Source organism: Haloarcula vallismortis ATCC 29715 (genome assembly GCF_000337775.1).
GTDB classification, from domain to species: Archaea; Halobacteriota; Halobacteria; order Halobacteriales; family Haloarculaceae; genus Haloarcula; species Haloarcula vallismortis.
The window spans coordinates 417,129-436,326 of sequence record NZ_AOLQ01000069.1; the positions used below are offsets into that span (position 1 = coordinate 417,129).

The following is a 19,198-nucleotide window of genomic DNA, read 5'->3' on the forward strand; positions in this document are numbered from 1 at the left end:
GCTACTCGATGTGGACGACGAGGACGGGGACGGGCGCGCTCTCGACGACGCGCTCGGTAACGCTCCCGAGATTGGCGACCCGGTCTCGCCCGGTTCGACCGTGGGTTCCCATCACGATGAGGTCGATAGCCTCCTCTTCGGCGTAGTCGGTGATCGTCTTGTGTGGAATCCCTTCCGCCATGGTCGTGACGACATCGAGCCCGGACTCCTCGCCGCCGACGACGATGTCATCAAGCGCGACTTCGCCTTCTTCCTCCAGCGACTGGCGGACTTCGTCCTGATTGGCCTTGTCGGCTGCGACGTACAGCCGTCTGTCCACGACGTACAGCCCATGCAGGATCGCATCGTTGTCGCGCGCGATGGAGGTGGCGTGTGCGAGCGTCTCCGTCGTTCCCGAACTGCCGTCTGTGGCTACGAGCACCGAATCGTACATATCCGGCTTCTCATGCGAACTGTGCCCACATAGTACTCCCTATCACGCTGACACGGTCCGTGACTGTCCAACCGATGGCGAAACCGCTTGATTCAGTTTCCGTCGTTCAGTGTATAACTGTTCTAACCATTATTTGTCAACAGGAATACTTTTGCCGGTTGCTGTCCATTGATTCCTATACGATGCAGGGGAGCACGCAGCCAGACGGCACACGGGCAGAATTGTACGTTCGTTCACTCCTGCCCGACGGGCACACGCAGCAACAGGCTGCGGTCATTGATCGACTCCAGGAGCTGTCCGACGCTGATGTTCTGTCAGATATCTCTGTTCAGGTCATCGGTCGACAGATACCGTCGACACCAGCAGAGGCACGGACCGAACTCGGGCTCTTCGCACTCAACCGAGTTAGCGTCTTTCAGGAGTGGGCAAAACACAACGATTGTTCACTCGAACCCGCGTTTCAGGTTCGGTCGGTGGACGCTGAAATATCGGGAGAGCAGTACCGGGCACTCGTGTTCCCAGTCCAACTATTAGCCGAGTACGCCGGGTCGGAACTCAGGTGTGTAACGCCACACACGACCGAAGAGGGGACGGTCACCGTCATAGACCGGCTTACGATGCTCGAAGAAGAGGAGGAACTGACACTCTCATCGCTGGAACGGGCAAGTGCGGCATGGCCGACAGCCCAGTCAGAGCTGCCGATGGCCGACACCGCCGACGAGGATTCGGACCCGCCGTTACCGGAGTAACGCCAGCGACGCCCGCGTCTCAATACACTTATCCCCGGCCGCCGTCGTATCCTCGGGTATGAGTACGGTCACGGTCACGCTGCCCGACGGGACCCCCCTAGAGGTCGAGCGTGGCAGCACGGTCGAGGATGTCGCCTACGAAATTGGGCCAGGGCTAGGTGACGACACGGTCGCCGGCGTCGTCGACGGCGACCTTGTCGACAAACACACGCCGTTGACAGATGATGTCAAGCTCGAAATCGTCACCGAGAGCAGTGACGAGTACCTCGACGTGCTTCGTCACTCCGCCGCCCACGTCTTCGCGCAGGCCCTGCAGCGTCTTTACCCCGATGCCAAGCTCACAATCGGGCCGTGGACCGACAACGGGTTCTACTACGATATCACCGGCGTCGACATCGACGAGGACGACCTCGAAGATATCGAGGCCGAAGCCGAAGAGATAATCGAGGAAGACCTCGACATCGAGCGCGAACTCGTCGACCGCGACGAGGCCTTCGAACGCTACGAGGACAATCAGTTCAAACAGGACATCCTCGAAACCGAGGCCGCGGACGACGAAGAGGTCTCTTTCTACACGCAGGGTGAGTTCGAAGACCTCTGTCAGGGGCCCCACGTCGAATCGACCGGCGAAATCGGGGGCTTCGCCCTGCTCGAAATCTCCGCGGCCTTCTGGCGCGGCGAGGAAGACAACGAGACGCTGACTCGCGTGTACGGGACCGCCTTCTCGACGGAAGACGCACTCGACGAGTTCCTCGAACAGCGCCGCAAGGCCGAGGAGCGCGACCACCGCAAGATCGGCCAGGAGATGGACCTGTTCTCCATCGACGAGACGACCGGGCCGGGGCTGCCGCTGTATGAACCCAACGGCAAGAAGATCCTCAACGAACTCTCGGACTACGTCGCCGGCCTCAACCGCGACGCGGGCTACGACGAGGTCGAGACGCCCCACGTCTTCCGCACCGAGCTGTGGAAGAAGTCGGGCCACTACGAGAACTACGTCGACGATATGTTCCTGCTCGACGTCAACGACGAGGAGTACGGCCTGAAGCCGATGAACTGCCCGGGCCACGCCACCATCTTCGAGCAGAACTCCTGGAGCTACCGGGACCTGCCGGTGCGGTACTTCGAGGACGGGAAGGTCTACCGCAAGGAGCAACGGGGCGAACTCTCCGGGCTCTCCCGGACGTGGGCCTTTACCATCGACGACGGCCACCTGTTCGTTCGCCCAGACCAGATCGAAGAGGAGGTGCTGGCGACGGTCGACATCATCCTCGACACGCTGGACACGTTCAATCTGGACTACACCGTCCAGTTCGCCACGCGGCCCGAGAAGTCTGTCGGCGGCGACGAGATCTGGGAGAAAGCCGAATCTCAGCTCGAATCGGTCCTCGACGAGCAGGACATCGACTACGTCGTTGAGGAAGGCGACGGGGCCTTCTACGGCCCGAAGATCGACTTCGCCTTCGAAGACGCGCTGGGCCGCCACTGGGATGGGCCGACCGTCCAGCTGGATTTCAACATGCCCGAGCGGTTCGACCTCTCCTACACCGGTGAGGACAACGAGGAACACCGTCCGGTGATGATCCACCGCGCGCTGTATGGCTCCTACGAGCGCTTTTTCATGGTGCTGACCGAGCACTACAACGGGAAGTTCCCGCCGTGGCTCGCCCCCGAGCAGATCCGCCTGCTCCCGGTCAGCGACGACAACATCGAGTACTGCGAGGAGATTCAGGACGAACTCGACGACTTCCGGGTCACCATCGAGGACCGCTCGTGGACCGTCGGCAAGAAGATCCAGCAGGCCCACGACGACCGTGTGCCCTACATGTGTGTCATCGGCGACAACGAGGAAGACGCCGGGACCATCTCGGTCCGGGACCGCAAGGAACGTGAAGAGAAGGATATCGACATCGCCGAGTTCCGTGACCACCTCGAAACCGAAGTCGAGCAGCAGCGGACCGCCGTGACGTTCCTCGCCGGCCGGTAGCTCCGAATCGGCCCCTGTTCGCCGCGTTTGCCCTGTTAGACGGAAACTACTAATGTGGTTGTCTCGCGATGGTTGAGTTCCACGTGTCGAAACCAACCGTCGACCCAACGACTAGTGACCTCGCGACCGGTGGCCGCCTCCGTTCCGGCGCAAAAGCCCTCATCCGGTCGTCGGACCTGGTCCTGCTGGTCAGAGAGTACCACGCCGACGGAACGCCGTTCTGGACGCTCCCCGGTGGCGGGATTCAGGCAGGTGAGGACGACCGGGAGGCGCTCGAACGCGAACTCGTCGAGGAACTTGGCTGTCGGAGTGTGATTCGCAAACCGGTAGCGACCGTCTACTACGCTCACCACAGTTGCTCGCAGACACTCTCAGCGTATCGTGTGTTCGGGTGTCAGTTGCTGGACCAACCCACTCCGAACGCCGCGGAGGGGGTTCAGGCCGCTCGTTGGGTCCCGCCGGAATCGCCGCCGGAACAGACGCTGCCGCAAGTCCGGTGGGTACTGCGGACCCACTACTGGTGACTGATGTCAAGACGACGAGCCGAACGCGGCGGCACTCCGGACCGAGGCAGTCGAGACGCAGGTGTGTCCGGGCACGTCGGTCACCGTCCCGGTGATGGTTACACCACCGTCGCAGGGGGCGAAATCCGAGACGCTGGAACTGACGACGACTGACTGGCTCATTCAGGGGTGACGCCGCCCCGGCCGGGGGCTTTTCTGCCTGGCAGGAGTCCGGGACGGTGTGTCATCTACCTCGCCGGACGGCCAGTCGAGCGACACCATGCGGGAGCGCGCCGATGGTGACACCCGACTCCTCTGGCTCCTCCTCGATGCGGACCGCTGGCTCGTCACCGCCCTCCTCTCGGCTGTCCTATTCTGTGGTATCCTCGTGGTCGGGCTCTTGCACCCCACACCAGCCCCGACGCTGCTGACCCGCGGCGACCCGGTGGAAACGCTGTTTCAGGCGCTCATTACGGGGACGATAACCGCCGTGACGCTGGTCCTGACGCTGAGCCAGCTCGTCCTGTCACAGGAACTCGGCGCGGTCGGCGACCAGCGCGAGCGGATGGACGGCGCGATGCGGTTCCGTGCGGACGTGGCCGATGCCGTCGACACGCCGGTCAGTCCGGCGGAGCCCTCGGCGTTCCTCCGGTCGCTGGTCCGCGGGACGGCCGAACGGGCCGAGAACGCTCAGGACGCCGTCGATGCAACCACGCTCGACGCTGACCTGACGGCGTTGCTCTCAAGCTATCTTGAGGCCGTCCGGGGCAACGCCGACGTGGTCACCGACCAACTCGAAGGCGGGACCTTCGGGGAGTTCGATGTCATCAGGGCCGCACTGAACTACAACTACTCCTGGAAGCTGTACGCCGGTCGGCGCATCCGGATGTCCTACGCCGACGAGCTCACCGACGAGATCGACGACTCGCTTGCGGAACTCGTCGAGACGCTCGAACTGTTCGGTCCGGCCCGGGAACACTTCAAGACGCTGTACTTCCAGTGGGAGCTGTCGAACCTCTCCCGGACGTTGCTGTACGTCGCCATTCCGGCGCTGACCGTCGCCGTCACCTCGTTGCTGTTCCTCGATGTGCAGGACCTCGTCGGCGTTACTGCCGGCGTGCCCGACATGTTGTGGGTCCTCGCGCTGGCGACGACGGCTTCGGTGCTACCCTTCACTGTCCTGCTGTCGTACATCCTCCGCATCGTCACGATAACGAAGCGGACGCTCGCTATCGGCCCCTTCATCCTCCGGGAGACGGACCGGAGCGTCGACGTCGACTGGGAGTGACGACGGCACACCACCACGGTATAAGTGCCGGAATGGACTCGGTAGTAGTATGCAGATCGGCTCGCGTCGGTGTATCCTCAATCCCGCCAGCGGCGACGGCGAGCACGCCGACTACGTGCCGCGGCTGATGGCGGCGCGCGGGTTCAAGGTGTACGAGACCGAGAGTGAGGGCGATGCGGTCGAACTCGGCCGCGAGGCCGGTAAGGCCGAGGCCTCGGAGGTCGCCGTCTGTGGCGGGGATGGGACGGTGAACGAGGTCGTCCGCGGACTCAACGACGCCGGCCACCTCGACTCGGTGACGCTGAGTGTCATCCCGGCCGGGACGGCGAACCTCCTCGCGGGGAACGTCGGCATCAGGGACATCGAGCACGGCGTCGAGGTCGCCGATACCGGCGACACCCGACCCGTTGACGTAGGCGTCGCCGACAACGAGCCCTTCCTCGTCTCCTGTATCGCCGGGCTCCCCGCCGACGCCAGCGTCTCGACTCCCAGTGACCTCAAAGAGCGGTTCGGCACGTTGTCGTTTCTGCTCACCGGGGCGCAGGAGGCGCTGCGCTTCGACGGGCTCGATATTACTATCGCGGCCGTCGGCGAGGACGGGCCGTTCACATGGTCGGGCGAGGCGACGTGTCTGCTGGTGGGCAACGCCCGCAAGTTCGTCGCTGAGGGCGGGCAGGCGAACATGGAAGACGGACTGCTCGACGTCGCTATCGTCGAACAGATGCCCGCCGGAAATCTGGTCGCTGAGGCCATCGGTCAGCGCCTGCTGGCGCTCGACACCGACGGGGTGACCCACGTCCGGGCGGACGAAATCACCGTCGACGGACACGGTGCGAAACTCACGTTCAGCCGCGACGGCGAACTCAGCACGCACGAGACGCTGTCGCTGTCGGTGCGCGAGACCGCACTGACCCTGCGAGTCGGTCCGGGCTACGAGCCAAACCCGAAGTAACCGCCGACGCTACGCGTATAGAACATCTGGCGGGGACCGGCCGCCGGCTGGCTTACTTCTCGTCTTCTTTCAGCTCGTCCAGCTCCGACTCGACCTCGCTCTCGTCGACGTCGACCTGCGTACTCTCGTCGGTGAGTTCCTGCTCCAGTTCGGCCTCGGAGACGTCCGAGTCGGTCGATTCGCTATCGCCGTCTTCGGCTTTCCCCATCTCGGCTTTCAGCGTGTCGAGTTCGGCGTCGACTGACCCTTTCTGTCGGACCTCCTCGAGCTCCCGCTCAAGCGAACTCTCGTCCGATATCTGACTTTCGAGGACGCCGTCCTCGCGGAGTTCGTCCATCGCCTGCGAGCGGGCCTCCATGTCCTCGGTGCGTTCCTCCGCACGCTCGATGGCTTGATTGATGTCCTGCATCTCGTCGCCCGCACCGGTCATCGCCTCGTTGACGCGCGCCGACGCCTTGGCGGCCTCGTGGCGAGCCTTCATCGTCTCTTTTTTCGTGCGGAACTGCTCGATCTGCTTCTGGAGTTCGTCTTTCTGCTCGACCAGCTGGTCCTGCTGGTTCTGTAAGTCCTGTATCTGGCCCTCCAGATCCTCGATCTGGCTCATCTTCTGTTTTTTCTTTTCCAGCGCCTGACGAGCGAGGTCTTCGCGGTCCTGCTCGACGGCCTGACGCGCCTGTTCATTGTGCTTTTCGACGTTCTCTTCGAGGCGACGCTTCTGGATTTCCAGTCGTTTTTTCTGAGTCGTCAGGTCCGCGATGCCCTGCTTGACATCCTGCAGTTCGTCACGCAACTGCTCGTAGCTGTAGTCGAGGGTCTCTGTCGGGTCCTCCGCTCGGTTCAGGACGGCGTTGAGCTTCGAGCGGATGACGTACGACGCGCGCGAGAGGATTCCCATGTATGCGCATTGGTCCCTCCAACCTTAAATTTCTTACAGAGGTATGACGAGTGAACACGCATGGGTGACACCGTTCGGATACCTGGCGGCCGGGCCGTCACCGCGACACTCGACCGCCCCGAGTCGGATACCGTCGTCGTCGCGTGCCCGCCACATCCACAGCATGGGGGGTCGCGGTCGGACACGCGGCTGCAAGCGGTCAGCGACGCGCTCGCGCCCGATGTCGGCTGTCTCCGCTTCGACTACGGCGCGTGGGACGAGGGCCGTGGCGAACGGGTCGACGCCGAGAACGCCTTGGCGTGGGCCGGCGAGCGGGCCGACGCGGTCGGCTTGTTTGGCTACAGTTTCGGCGCGGCTGTGGCGCTGCGGGCGGCCGCCGAACTCGACGCAGCGGCTGAGCCAGCAGTCCTGTCAGTGCTTGCACCGCCGGCTGGACTGACCGACCATCTCGACGCTGTCGCCGCGCTCGACGCCATCGGCTGCCCGCTACAGGTCGTGGTCGGAGAGCGCGACGACACCGTTGACTGGGAACCGGTCGCCGACCGCGCCGAAACGCTGGGCGACGCCGTCGAGCGGCTGCCAGCCGACCATCACTTCGTCGGCCAGCAAGGTCGTATCGGCGAGACTGTCGGTCCGTTTCTACGGGACCGCCTGTAGCCGCTGGCAACCCGGCCGCTCAGCAGTATACAGGCACTTCGTACCGACCGTGTGCTGGCCGCTGTCCGATTGAACAGTGGGCCGGTATCGAAAGACAGAGGCGCTGTCGTCCCATCCTCTGGATATGAATCGCGCGTTCTCGTTTGCCGCCGTTTCGTTCATCGCCACGCTGGTGGCGCTGTTAGTCCTGATGCAGACGGCGCTCGTTGCGGGCGGGCCAGCACGGGCGCTTGTGCTCGCTTCGGTCGGTGCTATCGGAACGTACTTCGCCATCAGGTCCGGCGTGCTCACGTCTTGATTTACAATCGAAGGAACATTTATACTATATAATAATAAATAGTTTTGTATGTCAACACGCACTAGGGCAGCGGCGTCTCACTCGACACGACACGGTATCGTCTCGCTTCTGGGGGGGTTCGTTGCTGGCTATCTGTTGTTTATGGCCATCGGCTCAAGTCCCAGTGATGCGGTGTTTTCGGCGCTGTCACTCGCTGCGCTCGTGGCCGCGTGGCGCGTCCTCACGCGACCCTCACTGTAGCCGCGTTGACACTGCGACGAGGTGGCGAACAGTGCGCGCTCCGAAACCGTTTAGACCACGCGGGGTTCACCGTCGGTATGCCGACCGAACCCGAAACGGACTACGACCCTGAGCTGGGTCGGAAGTTCATCTTCGTCACCGGTGGCGTGATGTCTGGCCTGGGGAAAGGCATCACCGCCGCCAGCACAGGTAGATTACTCAAAAACGCCGGGTTCGACGTTACAGCGGTCAAAATTGACCCATATCTGAACGTCGACGCCGGGACGATGAACCCCTTCCAGCACGGCGAGGTGTACGTGCTCAAAGACGGCGGGGAGGTCGACCTCGACCTGGGGAACTACGAGCGGTTCCTCGACATCGACATGACCTTCGACCACAACGTCACCACCGGGAAGACCTACCAGCACGTCATCGAGAAGGAACGGTCCGGCGACTACCTCGGTCGCACGGTCCAGATTATCCCGCATATCACCGACGACATCAAGCGGCGCATCCGCGAGGCCGCTGAGGGCAACGACGTCTGTATCATCGAAGTCGGCGGCACCGTCGGCGACATCGAGGGGATGCCGTATCTCGAAGCGCTCCGGCAGTTTGCCCACGAGGAAGACGAGGATGATATTCTCTTTACCCACGTCACGCTCGTCCCGTACTCGAAAAACGGCGAGCAAAAGACCAAGCCGACCCAGCACTCGGTAAAGGAACTGCGCTCTATCGGTCTCCAGCCCGACATTCTCGTCGGCCGCTGTTCGGACAAGCTCGACATCGACACGAAAGAGAAGATTGCGCTGTTCTGCGACGTGCCGACGGAAGCCGTCTTCTCGAACCCGGACGTCGACGATATCTATCACGTCCCGCTGATGGTCGAAGAAGAGGGCCTCGACCAGTACGTGATGGAGGAACTCGACATCGCATCCGAGGCACTCCCCGAAGGCGAACGGGAGAACCGCTGGCGCGATCTCGTCACTCAGAACACTGAAGGCGAGGTCGAGATCGCTCTCGTCGGCAAGTACGACCTCGAAGACGCCTACATGTCCGTCCACGAGGCGCTGAAACACGCCGGCCTGGAGAAGAACGTCGACGTGAACGTCCGGTGGGTCAACTCAGAAAAGATGAGCGACCACCACGCCGACCGGATGCGCGAGGCCGATGCCATCGTCGTGCCGGGCGGCTTCGGTGCCCGCGGGACCGAGGGCAAGATCGAGGCGATCCGCTATGCCCGCGAGAACGATGTCCCGTTCCTCGGCCTGTGTCTCGGCTTCCAGATGGCTGTCGTCGAGTACGCCCGGAACGTGCTGGACCTGGAGGGCGCACACTCGGCGGAACTGGACGAAGACACGCCCCACCCCGTCATCGATATCCTGCCGGAGCAGTACGAGATCGAGGACATGGGCGGGACCATGCGGCTGGGTGCCCACGAGACCGACATCGACGCGAACACGCTCGCGGCGACGCTGTACGGCGGCGAGTCCTGTACGGAACGGCACCGCCACCGCTACGAAGTCAACCCCGAGTACATCGACGACCTCGAAGCCGCCGGGCTGAAGTTCTCTGGCTACGCCGAAAACCGTATGGAGATACTTGAACTCGCGCCAGAGGACCACCCCTACTTTATTGGGACGCAGTTCCATCCGGAGTTCCGCTCCCGACCGACGCGTGCCAGCCCGCCCTTCGTCGGCCTGCTTGAGGCCGTGCTCGGCGACGACCCGCACAGCGTGACGACCGAGGAGGTGAGCCACTGATGGTGGACGTCGACGAGTTCATCGAGGAGGCGAAGGCCGAAATCGCCGAGGAAATCGGCGACAAACACGCCGTCATCGGCCTCTCCGGCGGCGTCGACTCATCGACCGCCGCCGCGCTGGCCTACGAGGCTATCGGCGACCAGCTTACCGCCGTCTACGTCGACACCGGGTTGATGCGGAAAGGCGAGACCGACGAGATCCGCGAGACCTTCGACTACATGGACTCGCTGCGCATCGTCGAGGCACAGGACCGCTTCCTCGACGAGCTGGCGGGCGAGACCGACCCCGAGGAGAAGCGCCACATCATCGGCGAGCAGTTCATTCGGGAGTTCGAGACGGTCGCCCGTGAGGTCGACGCCGACTACCTCGTGCAGGGGACCATCTACCCCGACCGCATCGAGAGCGAAGGGACCATCAAGTCCCATCACAACGTCGGCGGCCTGCCCGAGCGCATCGACTTCGAGGGTATCGTCGAGCCGATGCGGGACCTCTACAAAGACGAGGTACGCGAGGTGGCCCGCGCCCTCGACCTCGAAGAGATAATCTCCGAGCGGATGCCATTCCCCGGCCCCGGACTCGCCGTCCGCATCATCGGCGAGGTCACCGAGGAGAAACTGGAAGTGGCCCGCGAGGCCAACCACGTCGTCGAGGAGGAGCTGGAGGAGTACGAGCCGTGGCAGGCACTCGCCGCCGTCATCGGCAAAGCCACGGGTGTCAAGGGCGACAACCGCGTCCACGGTTGGGTCGTCGCCGTCCGCTCCGTCGAGAGCCGGGACGGGATGACCGCCCGTGCACAGGAACTCGACTGGGACACACTCCAGCGTATGCAGTCGCGCATCACCGGGGCCCACGAGAACGTCGCCCGCGTCGTCTACGACGTGACCCACAAACCGCCGGCGACCATCGAGTACGAATGAAGGTCGTTCTCGTCGGCTCGGACCCGAACGGACTCACGGACGCGCTGGAAGCCGAAGGCCACAATGTGACGGTCGCCGATGTCGGCAACCGGCCGGGGCTTGAGGAGGCCGGCATCCACGAGGCGGACGTGTACCTGCTGACTGAGATGTCACAGGCCACCTCTATCGCCGTCGCCAAGGACCTCAACCCCGACCTTCGGGTTGTCGTCTACGCGGAGGGCTCGCTGCCGGACTTCGCCAGCCGACAGACCGACCTCGTCGTCGACCCGGACCTGCTCGGTCCCGACGCGGTCGCCGAAGAACTGTAGCGCAGTCCCACGTTTCCGGGGTTTTTACTCACAGCGTTGCCGCAAGCCGGCCGAGTTTTGCCGAACCGTTCTTTTCGAATGGAACGCCGTGTCCCGGGATGGCAATCTCGAAATCGGGCGACCGATCTGCGAACTCACTGATGCTCCGGGCGACGGCCGCAGTATCGTAGCTCAGCAGCCACGGCGAAGGCTCGAAGCGGCCGCCGTCTTCCCGAACAAGGTCCCCCAGCAGCCCCAGCGACAGGCTTTCGCTGACGTAGCAGACGTGGCCCGGCGTGTGTCCGGGGGTGTGATAGACGGTGAAACTGCCGACGGTATCGCCGTCGGCGAGGGGGACGACGTCGTTGTCCGGCACGTTTCGTAGCGGCGAAACGAGGCGCTGGAACGCGCCCTTGTGATTATCCAGCGGTGGGGCCTCCTCGCCGGTGACCAGTGGTGCGTCGCGTTCACCGACGTAGATGGTCACATCGACGCCGTCGAAGGCCGTCAGCCCGCCGACGTGGTCGAGATCGAAGTGGGTCAGCAGAATCCGGTCCAGATCTCGGAGTTCGTAGCCGGCGTCGCTCAGGCCGGCAATCAGTTTGTTCCCGTGCCAGGGCAGCCCCGCGTCCACGAGCGTTAGCGTTTCGTCGTCGTCAACGAGCGTTGCGTTGACGCCCGTGAGATCGTACCACCAGCTGTCGTCGGCGAGCGCCGTCAGCATGTGAGCGGTTATTGACGCCGGCGACTAAACAGTCTCGACAGCTACTGACTGGGCCGCAGGTAGCCACCTCGGTAGATCAGGAGGTACGCAGCCGGAAGGAGGCCGGCGAAAGCAGTCGGGAGGTAGTACACCTGTGAGATGGGGTCCGGCGGTGAGAGCACGGCACCGGCGACAAAGGCCCCGACGCCCGCACTGGCGAGTGTCACGAGTACGTGGTCCAGTCGCTCCGGCGGGTGGGTCCGCGACCCTCGCCTGTAGAGGTAGTAAGGGAACACGAGCAGGGCGAAGACGATACCGATTGCCCACAGGACCGGTGACCTGCTCTCTCGTGCCCGTGCGTCCCTGTAGGTCCAGAGGCCAATCGACCCGACCGTTGTGGCCCACACCAGCACAGCGAGGGCAGCGAAGGGGGCGGGGGGAAGCGACCCGAGGAGCGTGTCGGTGACCATGTTGGGAGAGAAGAGCATGCCACCAGATATATGTCCACTGACTGATGACTGTGGCCGACTGCTCGCAGGACGCCATCGCCGCGCGACGGCGGCCTCAGAACGGCAGCTGCGACCGGACGAACTGCACGCCGGTCTTGACCTTCGACGGGTCCCGGATGCGCTCCATCTCCGCGTCGGTGAGTTCGAAATCGAAGATGGCCATGTTCGCTTCCAGATGCTTGCGGCTGGATGCTTTCGGAATCGCGGCTACGCCCTCCTGCTGGACCAGCCACCGGAGCGCGACCTGTGCCGAAGATTTCCCGTATCGGTTGCCGATCTGGACGAGCGCCGGGTCGTCGAGGACGCCGCCGCGGGCCAGTGGGCTGTAGGCGGTCAGCAGCACGTCGTGGATGCGACAGTAGTCGAGCAGTTTGCGCTGGTCCCAGTACGGATGGTACTGCACCTGGTCGGTGAAGATGGGGGCCGACGACATGGTCCGCGCCCTGTCCAGCAGCGACGGCGAGAAGTTGCTGACGCCGATATGCCGGACCAGCCCTTCCTCGACGAGATCGTTCATCGCTCCGAGCGTCTCCGACAGCGACGCCATCCACGGGGTGTTCGGCCAGTGAATAAGCAGGAGGTCGAGGTAGTCTGTTCCCAGTTTGTTCAGGCTCTCTCGCGTCGAGCGGCGGACGCTCCGCTCGTCGCGGTTCGAGCCGTCGAGTTTCGTCGTCAGAAACACGTCTTCGCGGTCGACCGTAGCGGCCTCTATCCCCAGCCCGACTTGCCGCTCGTTGTCGTAGGCCTGTGCAGTGTCGATGTGGCGATAGCCCATCTCCAGGGCCGATTTGACGGTCTCAGTACAGGACGGTCCGGTCAACTGCCACGTTCCGAGGCCGAGTGCGGGGACCGACGTGCCCTGAACCTGAATCTCGTCCATACTGTTCGTTCGCATCACGCAGGTAAAACGTCGGTGTCCACACGGGCGTCACAGGTAGGGGTTACAGTTCAGGGGTATGTCGTGGCTACCGGCGGCCGCTCTCAGAATTATACATGAACAATTATGGGATACTAACACAGCGTCCGTTCTACCTGTCCTGTCTCACGAGAGACAGGAGTGAGCTTCATGGACAACTACCGTCCACGACGACTGCTCGTATCAGCACACGAACAGTCCGCAATCCGGGAGCATCGAACATGAGCGAACTGTCTGGCGTGTTTGTCTCGTTGACGACCGGAGCCGGAAAATACGCGGGAACTGACGACCACGTGTATCTCGGTGTCTGTGGCACGGTCGGCGGCCGCGAGTTCGCGCTCAACGTCGAGAACTTCGACGACTGGGAGGAAGGAAGCGTCGTGACGTACTCGTTCGGACAGTACGCGAGCTTCTACGGCGGGAAGGACCCCCGGACCGCGGAGGACCAACTCGACCGGATGACCATCTGCCTGCCGAACGTCACACACGTCTATCTCCGCAAACAGGGGGACCGGACGACGTCAGGCGACGACTACTGGGAGCTAGATGAGTGTCACGTCAACCTCCATTCGCAGTCGTCGACCCGGCAGTTCGTCTCGACCGGGACGGCACGCCTCGGGAACGAGTACGGACACAAGGTCTGGCTGGCCGAGTCGTTCCACCAGGGGACCTATCGAGACGCGCAAATCCCCGCGGACGGGGAAGCTGAGTGCCGACACGACCGAGAGTAGTTATCTCGCCAACTACTTTTCCAGGATAGTCCCGGCTGAACCGACCGCGATGTCCGTGCTGCCGCGGACGACAGCCGTCAGGTTCTCGCCGGCGGGCGTCTCCGCCTGGGTCCAGTCGCCACCGCCGAGGGCGTACACCGCGCCGCCACCACCGACGGTGTAGCCGGTGCTGTCGTCGTCGGTGACCTCGATGTCGCGCAGGCCGGCGTCGCCGGTATCAGTCGGCGTCCACTCCGACCCGTTCCAGTGGAATATCATGCCGCCACCGCCGGAGACCCACACGTCGTCTGGACCGTCAGAGTCGACGCCGTAGAAGTTGACGTTGGCGTCGGCGAGGCCGATTTTGTCCCACGTCGAGCCGTCGTCGGTGACGAAGACGCTCTTGTTGCCGTCGACGATGTGGCCCGAGCGCACGCCGTGGAAGTCGACGGCGTTGATTGCCGACCCGGAGCCGGGCGTGGTGTAGTCCCACGTCTCGCTCGCGCCGTTCTCGAAGCTGTAGTACATCTTCCCGGAGTCGCCGGCGACGTAGACGTTCGCCTCGCCGGCCTCTCCTGTCACAGACACGTCGTTGAAGTTGTTCGTGACGTCCATCGGGGCGCTGTGGTCGGTGAGGACGCCCGACTCCACGTCGTACTCGCCGATAGCGCCCGAGGCTCCGACGAACCAGAGTGCCTTGCCGTCGTCGGTCACGTCGGCCCCGAAGAGGCTGTTGCCGTTGCCGGTCGGGCCGCCGCCGAGGACCTTCTGCCAGCCCTTTCCGGTTCGTTCGAGGACGATACCGCCACCCGCAACCGCGTATGCACCGGCCGCAGTGTATTCGACATCGTGGAGGGTGTTCCCGGTCGGGGACTCGACGGACTCCCAGGGACCGGCCGCTGCAACCGTCCCGGAGAGGGCCGCCCCGCCCAGTGCAGCTGCAGTTGTCGCGCCGATACCTTTGAGCACGCCGCGTCGTGTCGCGTTGCGATCGGACATGACACTCGACCCTGTGGACTGCCGCCACTTCAATGGGGAACGCAGTTAACGACCTTTCACGGTGTTTTAAGCGTTTAAACGGTCGATATTCGGGAGAACAGCCCCTTGTCATCGGAAAACTGGGCGACCCGGAGCGAACCGGCAAATATCACGTTAAGCTGGCTAAACGGACACAAGACTGATACCGCGCGTCTATCGCGTCATCTCAGGACAGGTCGGCGACGAGAGACGGGGCTTCCGCCGCGATGATCTCGTCGATGGCGACACGGGCCGCCGCCGGGTCCGCGGGCAGACAAAACACCGGCGTTCCGTCGGCGATGCCTGCCGTCGTGCGGATGGAGATAACACCGGCCCCCTGTTGTTCGAAGAGAAGGCCACGGTACACTTCCTCGAATCCCGGCAGGGCTTTTTCGAACAGGGGGTGGACCGCTTCGAGTGTCTGCTCTGACGAGGCGACGCCGAGGCCCCCCGCGGTGACGACGACCGCCACGTCGTCGCGGCGGACCAGTCTGTCGACGGTCTCCTGGATGCTGTCATAGTTTCCTCGCAGTCGTTCACGGGCTGTGACCGTTTGCCCGGTCGCTTCGAGTGCTGTCTCCACCGCCTCCCCTATCGGGTCGCCTTCCTCCGTCGCCGTCCCGACCGTGACGACGGCGGTGGTCACCGACTGTTCTTGCGACGTGTCGTCTGGGACTCCTGTCTGCGCCGTCGGCTCACCTGTTGTCGGAGCCGTCTCGTCCTGTGGTGTTTCCGTCGGTTGGGTGGCTGCCTGCGTCTCGGTGTGGGGTTCCTCGTGTGTCTCTTCGTTGGGCCCCTGTGTTGTCTCATCAACGCTCCCGGTGTTCTGTGTGTCCGCCGTGGACCGGTTGTCTGTGCTCTGATTCGCCGCCTCGTTGCTTCGGTCCGCGACAGCGCTGTCGGTTTCAGACTCTGATGTGATCCGTTCGCCTGTCTCCGTCGTGTCGTCTGCCGCAGCCGTTTCTGTGCTGTCATCCTCACTTCCTGCGCCAGTGTCGTTTCCCGCCGTCGCGTCCGCTGCTTCGGTGGGCTCAGCAGTAGTGGCCTCAGTGCCAGTATCGTCTGCCGCAGATTCCTCGTCGTCCCCTGTCTCGCCCTCGTCTGTTTCGTCGTCTTCCCCGTCAGTCGGACCCCGGCGCGTGTCACGGGACTGGAAATCCACCATACTATCCAATCGGCCGCGGTGGATAAATACCCTGACGACCGTTTGTGTGATTGGAATTCGTATAATATTTGAAACCGATAGCCTTAAAATATAGTAAGAAATACAAAAATGTATGGCTGGGAGATACCACGTCGTCTGCCACGAGTGTGCGTTCGAGGGACTGTACGAAGACTCGTCGGTCGCGGAGGGGCAGCGGGACGCACACGCTTCATCCAGCGGGCATCGGATGAGCCTGCGTGACATCTCGAGTCAGGAAACACCTGGTCTGTCACAGTAGCTGGACCGTTAGCGTTTTGCGCACGCTTGCCTGATTCTGAGCCATGCAGCCACGTTGTTCCGTCGGTACTACTGAAGGGTGTCCATCGTGACGCACCGTTCGAGCGGGCGCGGCGGGGTGGATGTCGATGGCTGACGACGAGTCCGGCTACGTCCACCGTCCAGACACGGAGCCACAGTCCGCAGACGTCCCATCTGCGGACAATGAGACGGGTACGGAAGCCACCGATGGGCCCGAGTTCGGGACGAGCGGCTGGATCCTCGTCGGGATGATCGGCGTGGCGTTCCTGCTCGTTCCCGGTGCAATCTTGCTCTTGCCGTCCGCACAGAACATCATCAGTAGTTTCGGACTCACGCTCCGGGACGCCTACCTCACGCTCCCGCTCGTTCCGGCGTTCGTACTCGGTGCCTTGGCCGTGTGGTCCGCGGTTCGCTCACAATCGGAGTGACCGAGAATAGTTATATCTGGAATACAATTGGTACGTTACTGAATGGTCCTGTCGCCGCTTACTGTCGTTTTATTGTCGGGTGTCGTCGGTATGGGCGTCGCCTTTCTGGTGTGGCTCCACCGGGACCGACCGGGCGCGGGACCGCTGGCAGTGTTCGTCGTTGCGGCGAGCCTCTGGGCTGTTGCGTACGGTATCGAACTCGCTGTGCCGGGGCTGTCTACCATGGAGCGACTGGTTCAGGCGCAGCTGACCCTCTCGGTAATCATCCCCGTCGCGTGGCTCGTGACGGTTATCGAGTACACGGGACACCCACACTGGCTCACACAGCGCCGAACGGCGCTGTTGCTCGTCGAACCGGGGGTGTTTGTCACGCTCGTGTGGTCGAATCGCGCCCACGAACTCATCTGGTCCGGTCGCGGGACGCAGTACGTCTCGGCGTCGTCGGTAGCGCTCGCTCCCGCGTACGAACTCATGTACTGGGGACACATGTCATATATACTGTTGTTAATCCTCGCTGGCGGTGTCCTCTTGTTGCGGATGCTGTTCCGGTCGAATCAGGTGTTTCAGGGTCAGGGGCTTGCACTGCTACTCGCCATTGCCGTCCCCACGGTCATCCAGACGCTGTTCGTGCTCGATGTGTTGCCGCTTGTCTTCAACCCGACGAGCCTCGGGTACGTCGCGTCGGGGGCCGTCCTCTCAGTCGCAATCCTCCGTGGGCAACTGCTTGATGTGGCACCGGTGACTCGTGAACTTGGTCGGGAGGCCATTTTCACCGAAATGGACGATATGGTCATCATCGTCGACGACGAGCGCCGCATCGTCGATATCAACGCGGCCGCCACGGCGCTGTTCGACGGTGACCAGAGTGCAGTTCTCGGTCGCTCGCTGCCGCAGACAGCACCGACACTCGCCGAGACGGTCCCCGGCCCCGGTGAACGCACGCAGACAGAGACGGCCCTCGAACACGGCGGTAGCGTCCGCTACTACGACGTGCGCGCGATACCGCTGTACCGCGCGTACGGCGTTGTCTCGGGCCATCTCATCAGCCTCCGGGATATCACAGACCGGCGACAGCGCGAACAGCGGCTGGACGTGCTCAATCGCCTGCTCCGCCACGACATCCGAAACGAGATGAACGTCGTCAAGGGGAACGCGGACCTGCTCAGGGATACGGCCGACGCCGACGAACGCGAGCGACTCGACCGTATTATCAGCACAGTCGACGACATCGTCGACCGCAGCAACAAAATCGGCCGAGTCACCGAGGCGTTAGAGACCGAACAGCACAACCCGATAGCGCTCCAGCAACTGGTGGAATCTGTCGTCAGCGATGCCCGGAACCGCCATCCCGAGTTGGCGATTACGCTCTCTTGTGAGGATGGGCTCTGGATACAGGGCGGTCCGTCGGTCCGCATCGCACTGGCGGAACTGGTCGAGAACGCTGTCGAACATCAGGCGACCGATGAGGGCTCGATTGCGGTCGAGATTACGGCGACACGGGCCGATGAGACGCCGGGCGTCCGTGTGACTGTTCACGATAACGGTCCCGGCATCACTGACCATGAGCGCGAGGTCATCCGCTCGGGGACCGAAACGCCGCTCAAGCACGGTTCCGGTGTCGGGCTCTGGCTCGTCAACTGGATTGTCCGGAACCTCGGCGGCCGGATGTCGTTCCCTGCTACGGACGAGCCGGGAACGACTGTCGAGCTACAACTGCCGGCGGCTGAGCCCGCCCACGCGACGGACGAGCCACTGGCGGCCCGCAGCGAGAACGCCGACTGATCGCAACTGTTACCACTCGATTTCGGCCCTGTCACGCCAGAATCGCCCGCTCGGCGCGTCGGGCCGGAAACGAGTGAGCCAGACTGGTGTCTCGGCTCCTTTCTCTGGCGTTCGCGGGGCGCTCCCCTCGGTCATGTCCGTCTGAACGTAGCCCGGACACACCGAGTTGGCGATGAGACCGTCGGTCGCGTACTCGCCGTCGAGGTACTTCGTCAGCCCGTTTACGCCGGTCTTCGAGATGCGGTAGGCCGGCGTACCGCCTGACTGGCTCTCGGTAATCGCTCCTAGCCCGGAAGACATGGTGACGACGCGGCCGCCCTCCTCTGTAAGCAACAGCGGGAGGGCGTACTTGGTCATGAGAACCGCCCCCCGGAGGTTCGTATCGAGGGTGTGGTCGATAACATCGGTCGGCATCTCGTCGAGCGACTCCCGAGAGTCCATCACGCCGGCGTTGTTGACCAGCACGTCGAGCCGCCCCTGTTCGCGCTCGATCCTGTCGACAGCGGCGACCATCTCCTCGTCGTCTGTTACGTCGAGTTCGACGGCGTGGCGGTCAGTGGTCTCGATGTCGTCGGTATCCCGAGCGCCGGCGTACACCGTCGCGTCGAGGTCGACCAGCCCGTCGGCGATTGCCTTCCCGATGCCCCGCGTCGCTCCGGTGACGAGGGCGACCTGCCCGTCGAGAGAGTCATAGAGCGGAACGTCCATACCCGGGGTTGGGCGGCC

The 19,198-nt window shown here is 63.3% G+C and carries 24 protein-coding genes; 15 read left to right on the plus strand and 9 right to left on the minus strand.

The window, feature by feature from the left end:
- Position 1: 1 nt before the first annotated feature.
- Entirely contained in the window at positions 2 to 433 is a 432-nt protein-coding gene (locus tag C437_RS19100) for a universal stress protein (RefSeq protein WP_004518656.1), read from the minus strand.
- A 182-nt stretch (positions 434 to 615) separates the two neighbouring features.
- Between C437_RS19100 and C437_RS19105 the strand changes: the two genes are divergently transcribed.
- The 3 genes from C437_RS19105 to C437_RS19115 all read left to right on the plus strand — a co-directional run bounded on the left by C437_RS19105 (position 616) and on the right by C437_RS19115 (position 3,693).
- Positions 616 to 1,182, plus strand: a complete 567-nt coding sequence (locus C437_RS19105; RefSeq protein ID WP_004518657.1) for an HTH domain-containing protein — start codon at positions 616 to 618, stop codon at positions 1,180 to 1,182.
- Positions 1,183 to 1,240: 58 nt separating this feature from the next.
- On the plus strand, positions 1,241 to 3,169 hold the full coding sequence (gene thrS / locus C437_RS19110; protein ID WP_004518658.1) for a threonine--tRNA ligase: 1,929 nt from the start codon (positions 1,241 to 1,243) through the stop codon (positions 3,167 to 3,169).
- Between the two features lie 68 nt (positions 3,170 to 3,237).
- Positions 3,238 to 3,693 (plus strand): NUDIX hydrolase, encoded by a 456-nt coding sequence (locus tag C437_RS19115; RefSeq protein ID WP_004518659.1) that lies wholly within the window; start codon positions 3,238 to 3,240, stop codon positions 3,691 to 3,693.
- Positions 3,694 to 3,699: 6 nt separating this feature from the next.
- Here the strand turns inward: C437_RS19115 and C437_RS20420 are convergent, their stop codons facing one another.
- Positions 3,700 to 3,855 (minus strand): hypothetical protein, encoded by a 156-nt coding sequence (locus C437_RS20420; RefSeq protein WP_160163027.1) that lies wholly within the window; start codon positions 3,853 to 3,855, stop codon positions 3,700 to 3,702.
- A 97-nt stretch (positions 3,856 to 3,952) separates the two neighbouring features.
- Between C437_RS20420 and C437_RS19120 the strand changes: the two genes are divergently transcribed.
- Both C437_RS19120 and C437_RS19125 read left to right on the plus strand, forming a co-directional pair.
- A complete protein-coding gene (locus C437_RS19120; protein WP_004518660.1) occupies positions 3,953 to 4,960 on the plus strand; it encodes a hypothetical protein in 1,008 nt (335 codons plus the stop codon).
- Between the two features lie 49 nt (positions 4,961 to 5,009).
- Positions 5,010 to 5,912: a diacylglycerol/lipid kinase family protein gene (locus C437_RS19125; RefSeq protein WP_004518661.1), complete on the plus strand. Its 903-nt coding sequence runs from the start codon at positions 5,010 to 5,012 to the stop codon at positions 5,910 to 5,912.
- Positions 5,913 to 5,964: 52 nt separating this feature from the next.
- On the opposite strand, the gene C437_RS19130 is transcribed toward C437_RS19125, so the two are convergent.
- Positions 5,965 to 6,807, minus strand: a complete 843-nt coding sequence (locus C437_RS19130) for a PspA/IM30 family protein (RefSeq protein WP_004518662.1) — start codon at positions 6,805 to 6,807, stop codon at positions 5,965 to 5,967.
- Positions 6,808 to 6,867: 60 nt separating this feature from the next.
- On the opposite strand from C437_RS19130, the gene C437_RS19135 reads away from it, so the two are divergent.
- From C437_RS19135 to C437_RS19150, 6 genes are all read left to right on the plus strand, one after another.
- Positions 6,868 to 7,464 (plus strand): hypothetical protein, encoded by a 597-nt coding sequence (locus tag C437_RS19135; RefSeq protein ID WP_004518663.1) that lies wholly within the window; start codon positions 6,868 to 6,870, stop codon positions 7,462 to 7,464.
- Positions 7,465 to 7,588: 124 nt separating this feature from the next.
- Entirely contained in the window at positions 7,589 to 7,762 is a 174-nt protein-coding gene (locus C437_RS20760) for a hypothetical protein (protein ID WP_004518664.1), read from the plus strand.
- Positions 7,763 to 7,810: 48 nt separating this feature from the next.
- Positions 7,811 to 8,002 (plus strand): hypothetical protein, encoded by a 192-nt coding sequence (locus C437_RS19990; protein ID WP_074654822.1) that lies wholly within the window; start codon positions 7,811 to 7,813, stop codon positions 8,000 to 8,002.
- A gap of 77 nt (positions 8,003 to 8,079) precedes the next feature.
- Positions 8,080 to 9,741, plus strand: a complete 1,662-nt coding sequence (locus tag C437_RS19140; RefSeq protein WP_004518665.1) for a CTP synthase — start codon at positions 8,080 to 8,082, stop codon at positions 9,739 to 9,741.
- A complete protein-coding gene (gene guaA, locus C437_RS19145; protein ID WP_004518666.1) occupies positions 9,741 to 10,658 on the plus strand; it encodes a glutamine-hydrolyzing GMP synthase in 918 nt (305 codons plus the stop codon). Before C437_RS19140 ends, guaA begins: the two co-directional genes overlap by 1 nt.
- Positions 10,655 to 10,966, plus strand: a complete 312-nt coding sequence (locus C437_RS19150) for a DUF7126 family protein (RefSeq protein WP_004518667.1) — start codon at positions 10,655 to 10,657, stop codon at positions 10,964 to 10,966. Before guaA ends, C437_RS19150 begins: the two co-directional genes overlap by 4 nt.
- 28 nt (positions 10,967 to 10,994) lie before the next feature.
- Here the strand turns inward: C437_RS19150 and C437_RS19155 are convergent, their stop codons facing one another.
- The 3 genes from C437_RS19155 to C437_RS19165 form a co-directional block, all read right to left on the minus strand.
- Positions 10,995 to 11,669 (minus strand): MBL fold metallo-hydrolase, encoded by a 675-nt coding sequence (locus tag C437_RS19155; protein WP_004518668.1) that lies wholly within the window; start codon positions 11,667 to 11,669, stop codon positions 10,995 to 10,997.
- A 41-nt stretch (positions 11,670 to 11,710) separates the two neighbouring features.
- Positions 11,711 to 12,118, minus strand: a complete 408-nt coding sequence (locus C437_RS19160) for a hypothetical protein (RefSeq protein WP_074654824.1) — start codon at positions 12,116 to 12,118, stop codon at positions 11,711 to 11,713.
- Between the two features lie 94 nt (positions 12,119 to 12,212).
- A complete protein-coding gene (locus C437_RS19165) occupies positions 12,213 to 13,037 on the minus strand; it encodes an aldo/keto reductase (protein ID WP_049919894.1) in 825 nt (274 codons plus the stop codon).
- Between the two features lie 257 nt (positions 13,038 to 13,294).
- On the opposite strand from C437_RS19165, the gene C437_RS19170 reads away from it, so the two are divergent.
- Complete coding sequence (locus tag C437_RS19170) at positions 13,295 to 13,804, plus strand: hypothetical protein (protein WP_004518671.1); 510 nt, start codon at positions 13,295 to 13,297, stop codon at positions 13,802 to 13,804.
- A 12-nt stretch (positions 13,805 to 13,816) separates the two neighbouring features.
- Here C437_RS19170 and C437_RS19175 read toward each other — a convergent pair whose 3' ends face one another.
- Both C437_RS19175 and C437_RS19180 read right to left on the minus strand, forming a co-directional pair.
- The gene (locus C437_RS19175; protein ID WP_004518672.1) at positions 13,817 to 14,782 is read right to left on the minus strand and encodes a WD40/YVTN/BNR-like repeat-containing protein; all 966 of its coding nucleotides are present in this window, start codon (positions 14,780 to 14,782) and stop codon (positions 13,817 to 13,819) included.
- A gap of 205 nt (positions 14,783 to 14,987) precedes the next feature.
- The gene (locus C437_RS19180; RefSeq protein WP_004518673.1) at positions 14,988 to 15,965 is read right to left on the minus strand and encodes a molybdopterin-binding protein; all 978 of its coding nucleotides are present in this window, start codon (positions 15,963 to 15,965) and stop codon (positions 14,988 to 14,990) included.
- Positions 15,966 to 16,077: 112 nt separating this feature from the next.
- Between C437_RS19180 and C437_RS20765 the strand changes: the two genes are divergently transcribed.
- The 3 genes from C437_RS20765 to C437_RS19190 all read left to right on the plus strand — a co-directional run bounded on the left by C437_RS20765 (position 16,078) and on the right by C437_RS19190 (position 18,472).
- Positions 16,078 to 16,242 (plus strand): hypothetical protein, encoded by a 165-nt coding sequence (locus C437_RS20765; RefSeq protein ID WP_169331095.1) that lies wholly within the window; start codon positions 16,078 to 16,080, stop codon positions 16,240 to 16,242.
- A gap of 127 nt (positions 16,243 to 16,369) precedes the next feature.
- Entirely contained in the window at positions 16,370 to 16,690 is a 321-nt protein-coding gene (locus C437_RS19185; RefSeq protein ID WP_049919895.1) for a hypothetical protein, read from the plus strand.
- Positions 16,691 to 16,732: 42 nt separating this feature from the next.
- A complete protein-coding gene (locus C437_RS19190; protein WP_004518675.1) occupies positions 16,733 to 18,472 on the plus strand; it encodes a histidine kinase N-terminal 7TM domain-containing protein in 1,740 nt (579 codons plus the stop codon).
- A gap of 9 nt (positions 18,473 to 18,481) precedes the next feature.
- On the opposite strand, the gene C437_RS19195 is transcribed toward C437_RS19190, so the two are convergent.
- Positions 18,482 to 19,180, minus strand: coding sequence for an SDR family NAD(P)-dependent oxidoreductase (locus C437_RS19195; RefSeq protein ID WP_004518676.1), 699 nt, complete (start codon positions 19,178 to 19,180; stop codon positions 18,482 to 18,484).
- Positions 19,181 to 19,198: the final 18 nt, after the last annotated feature.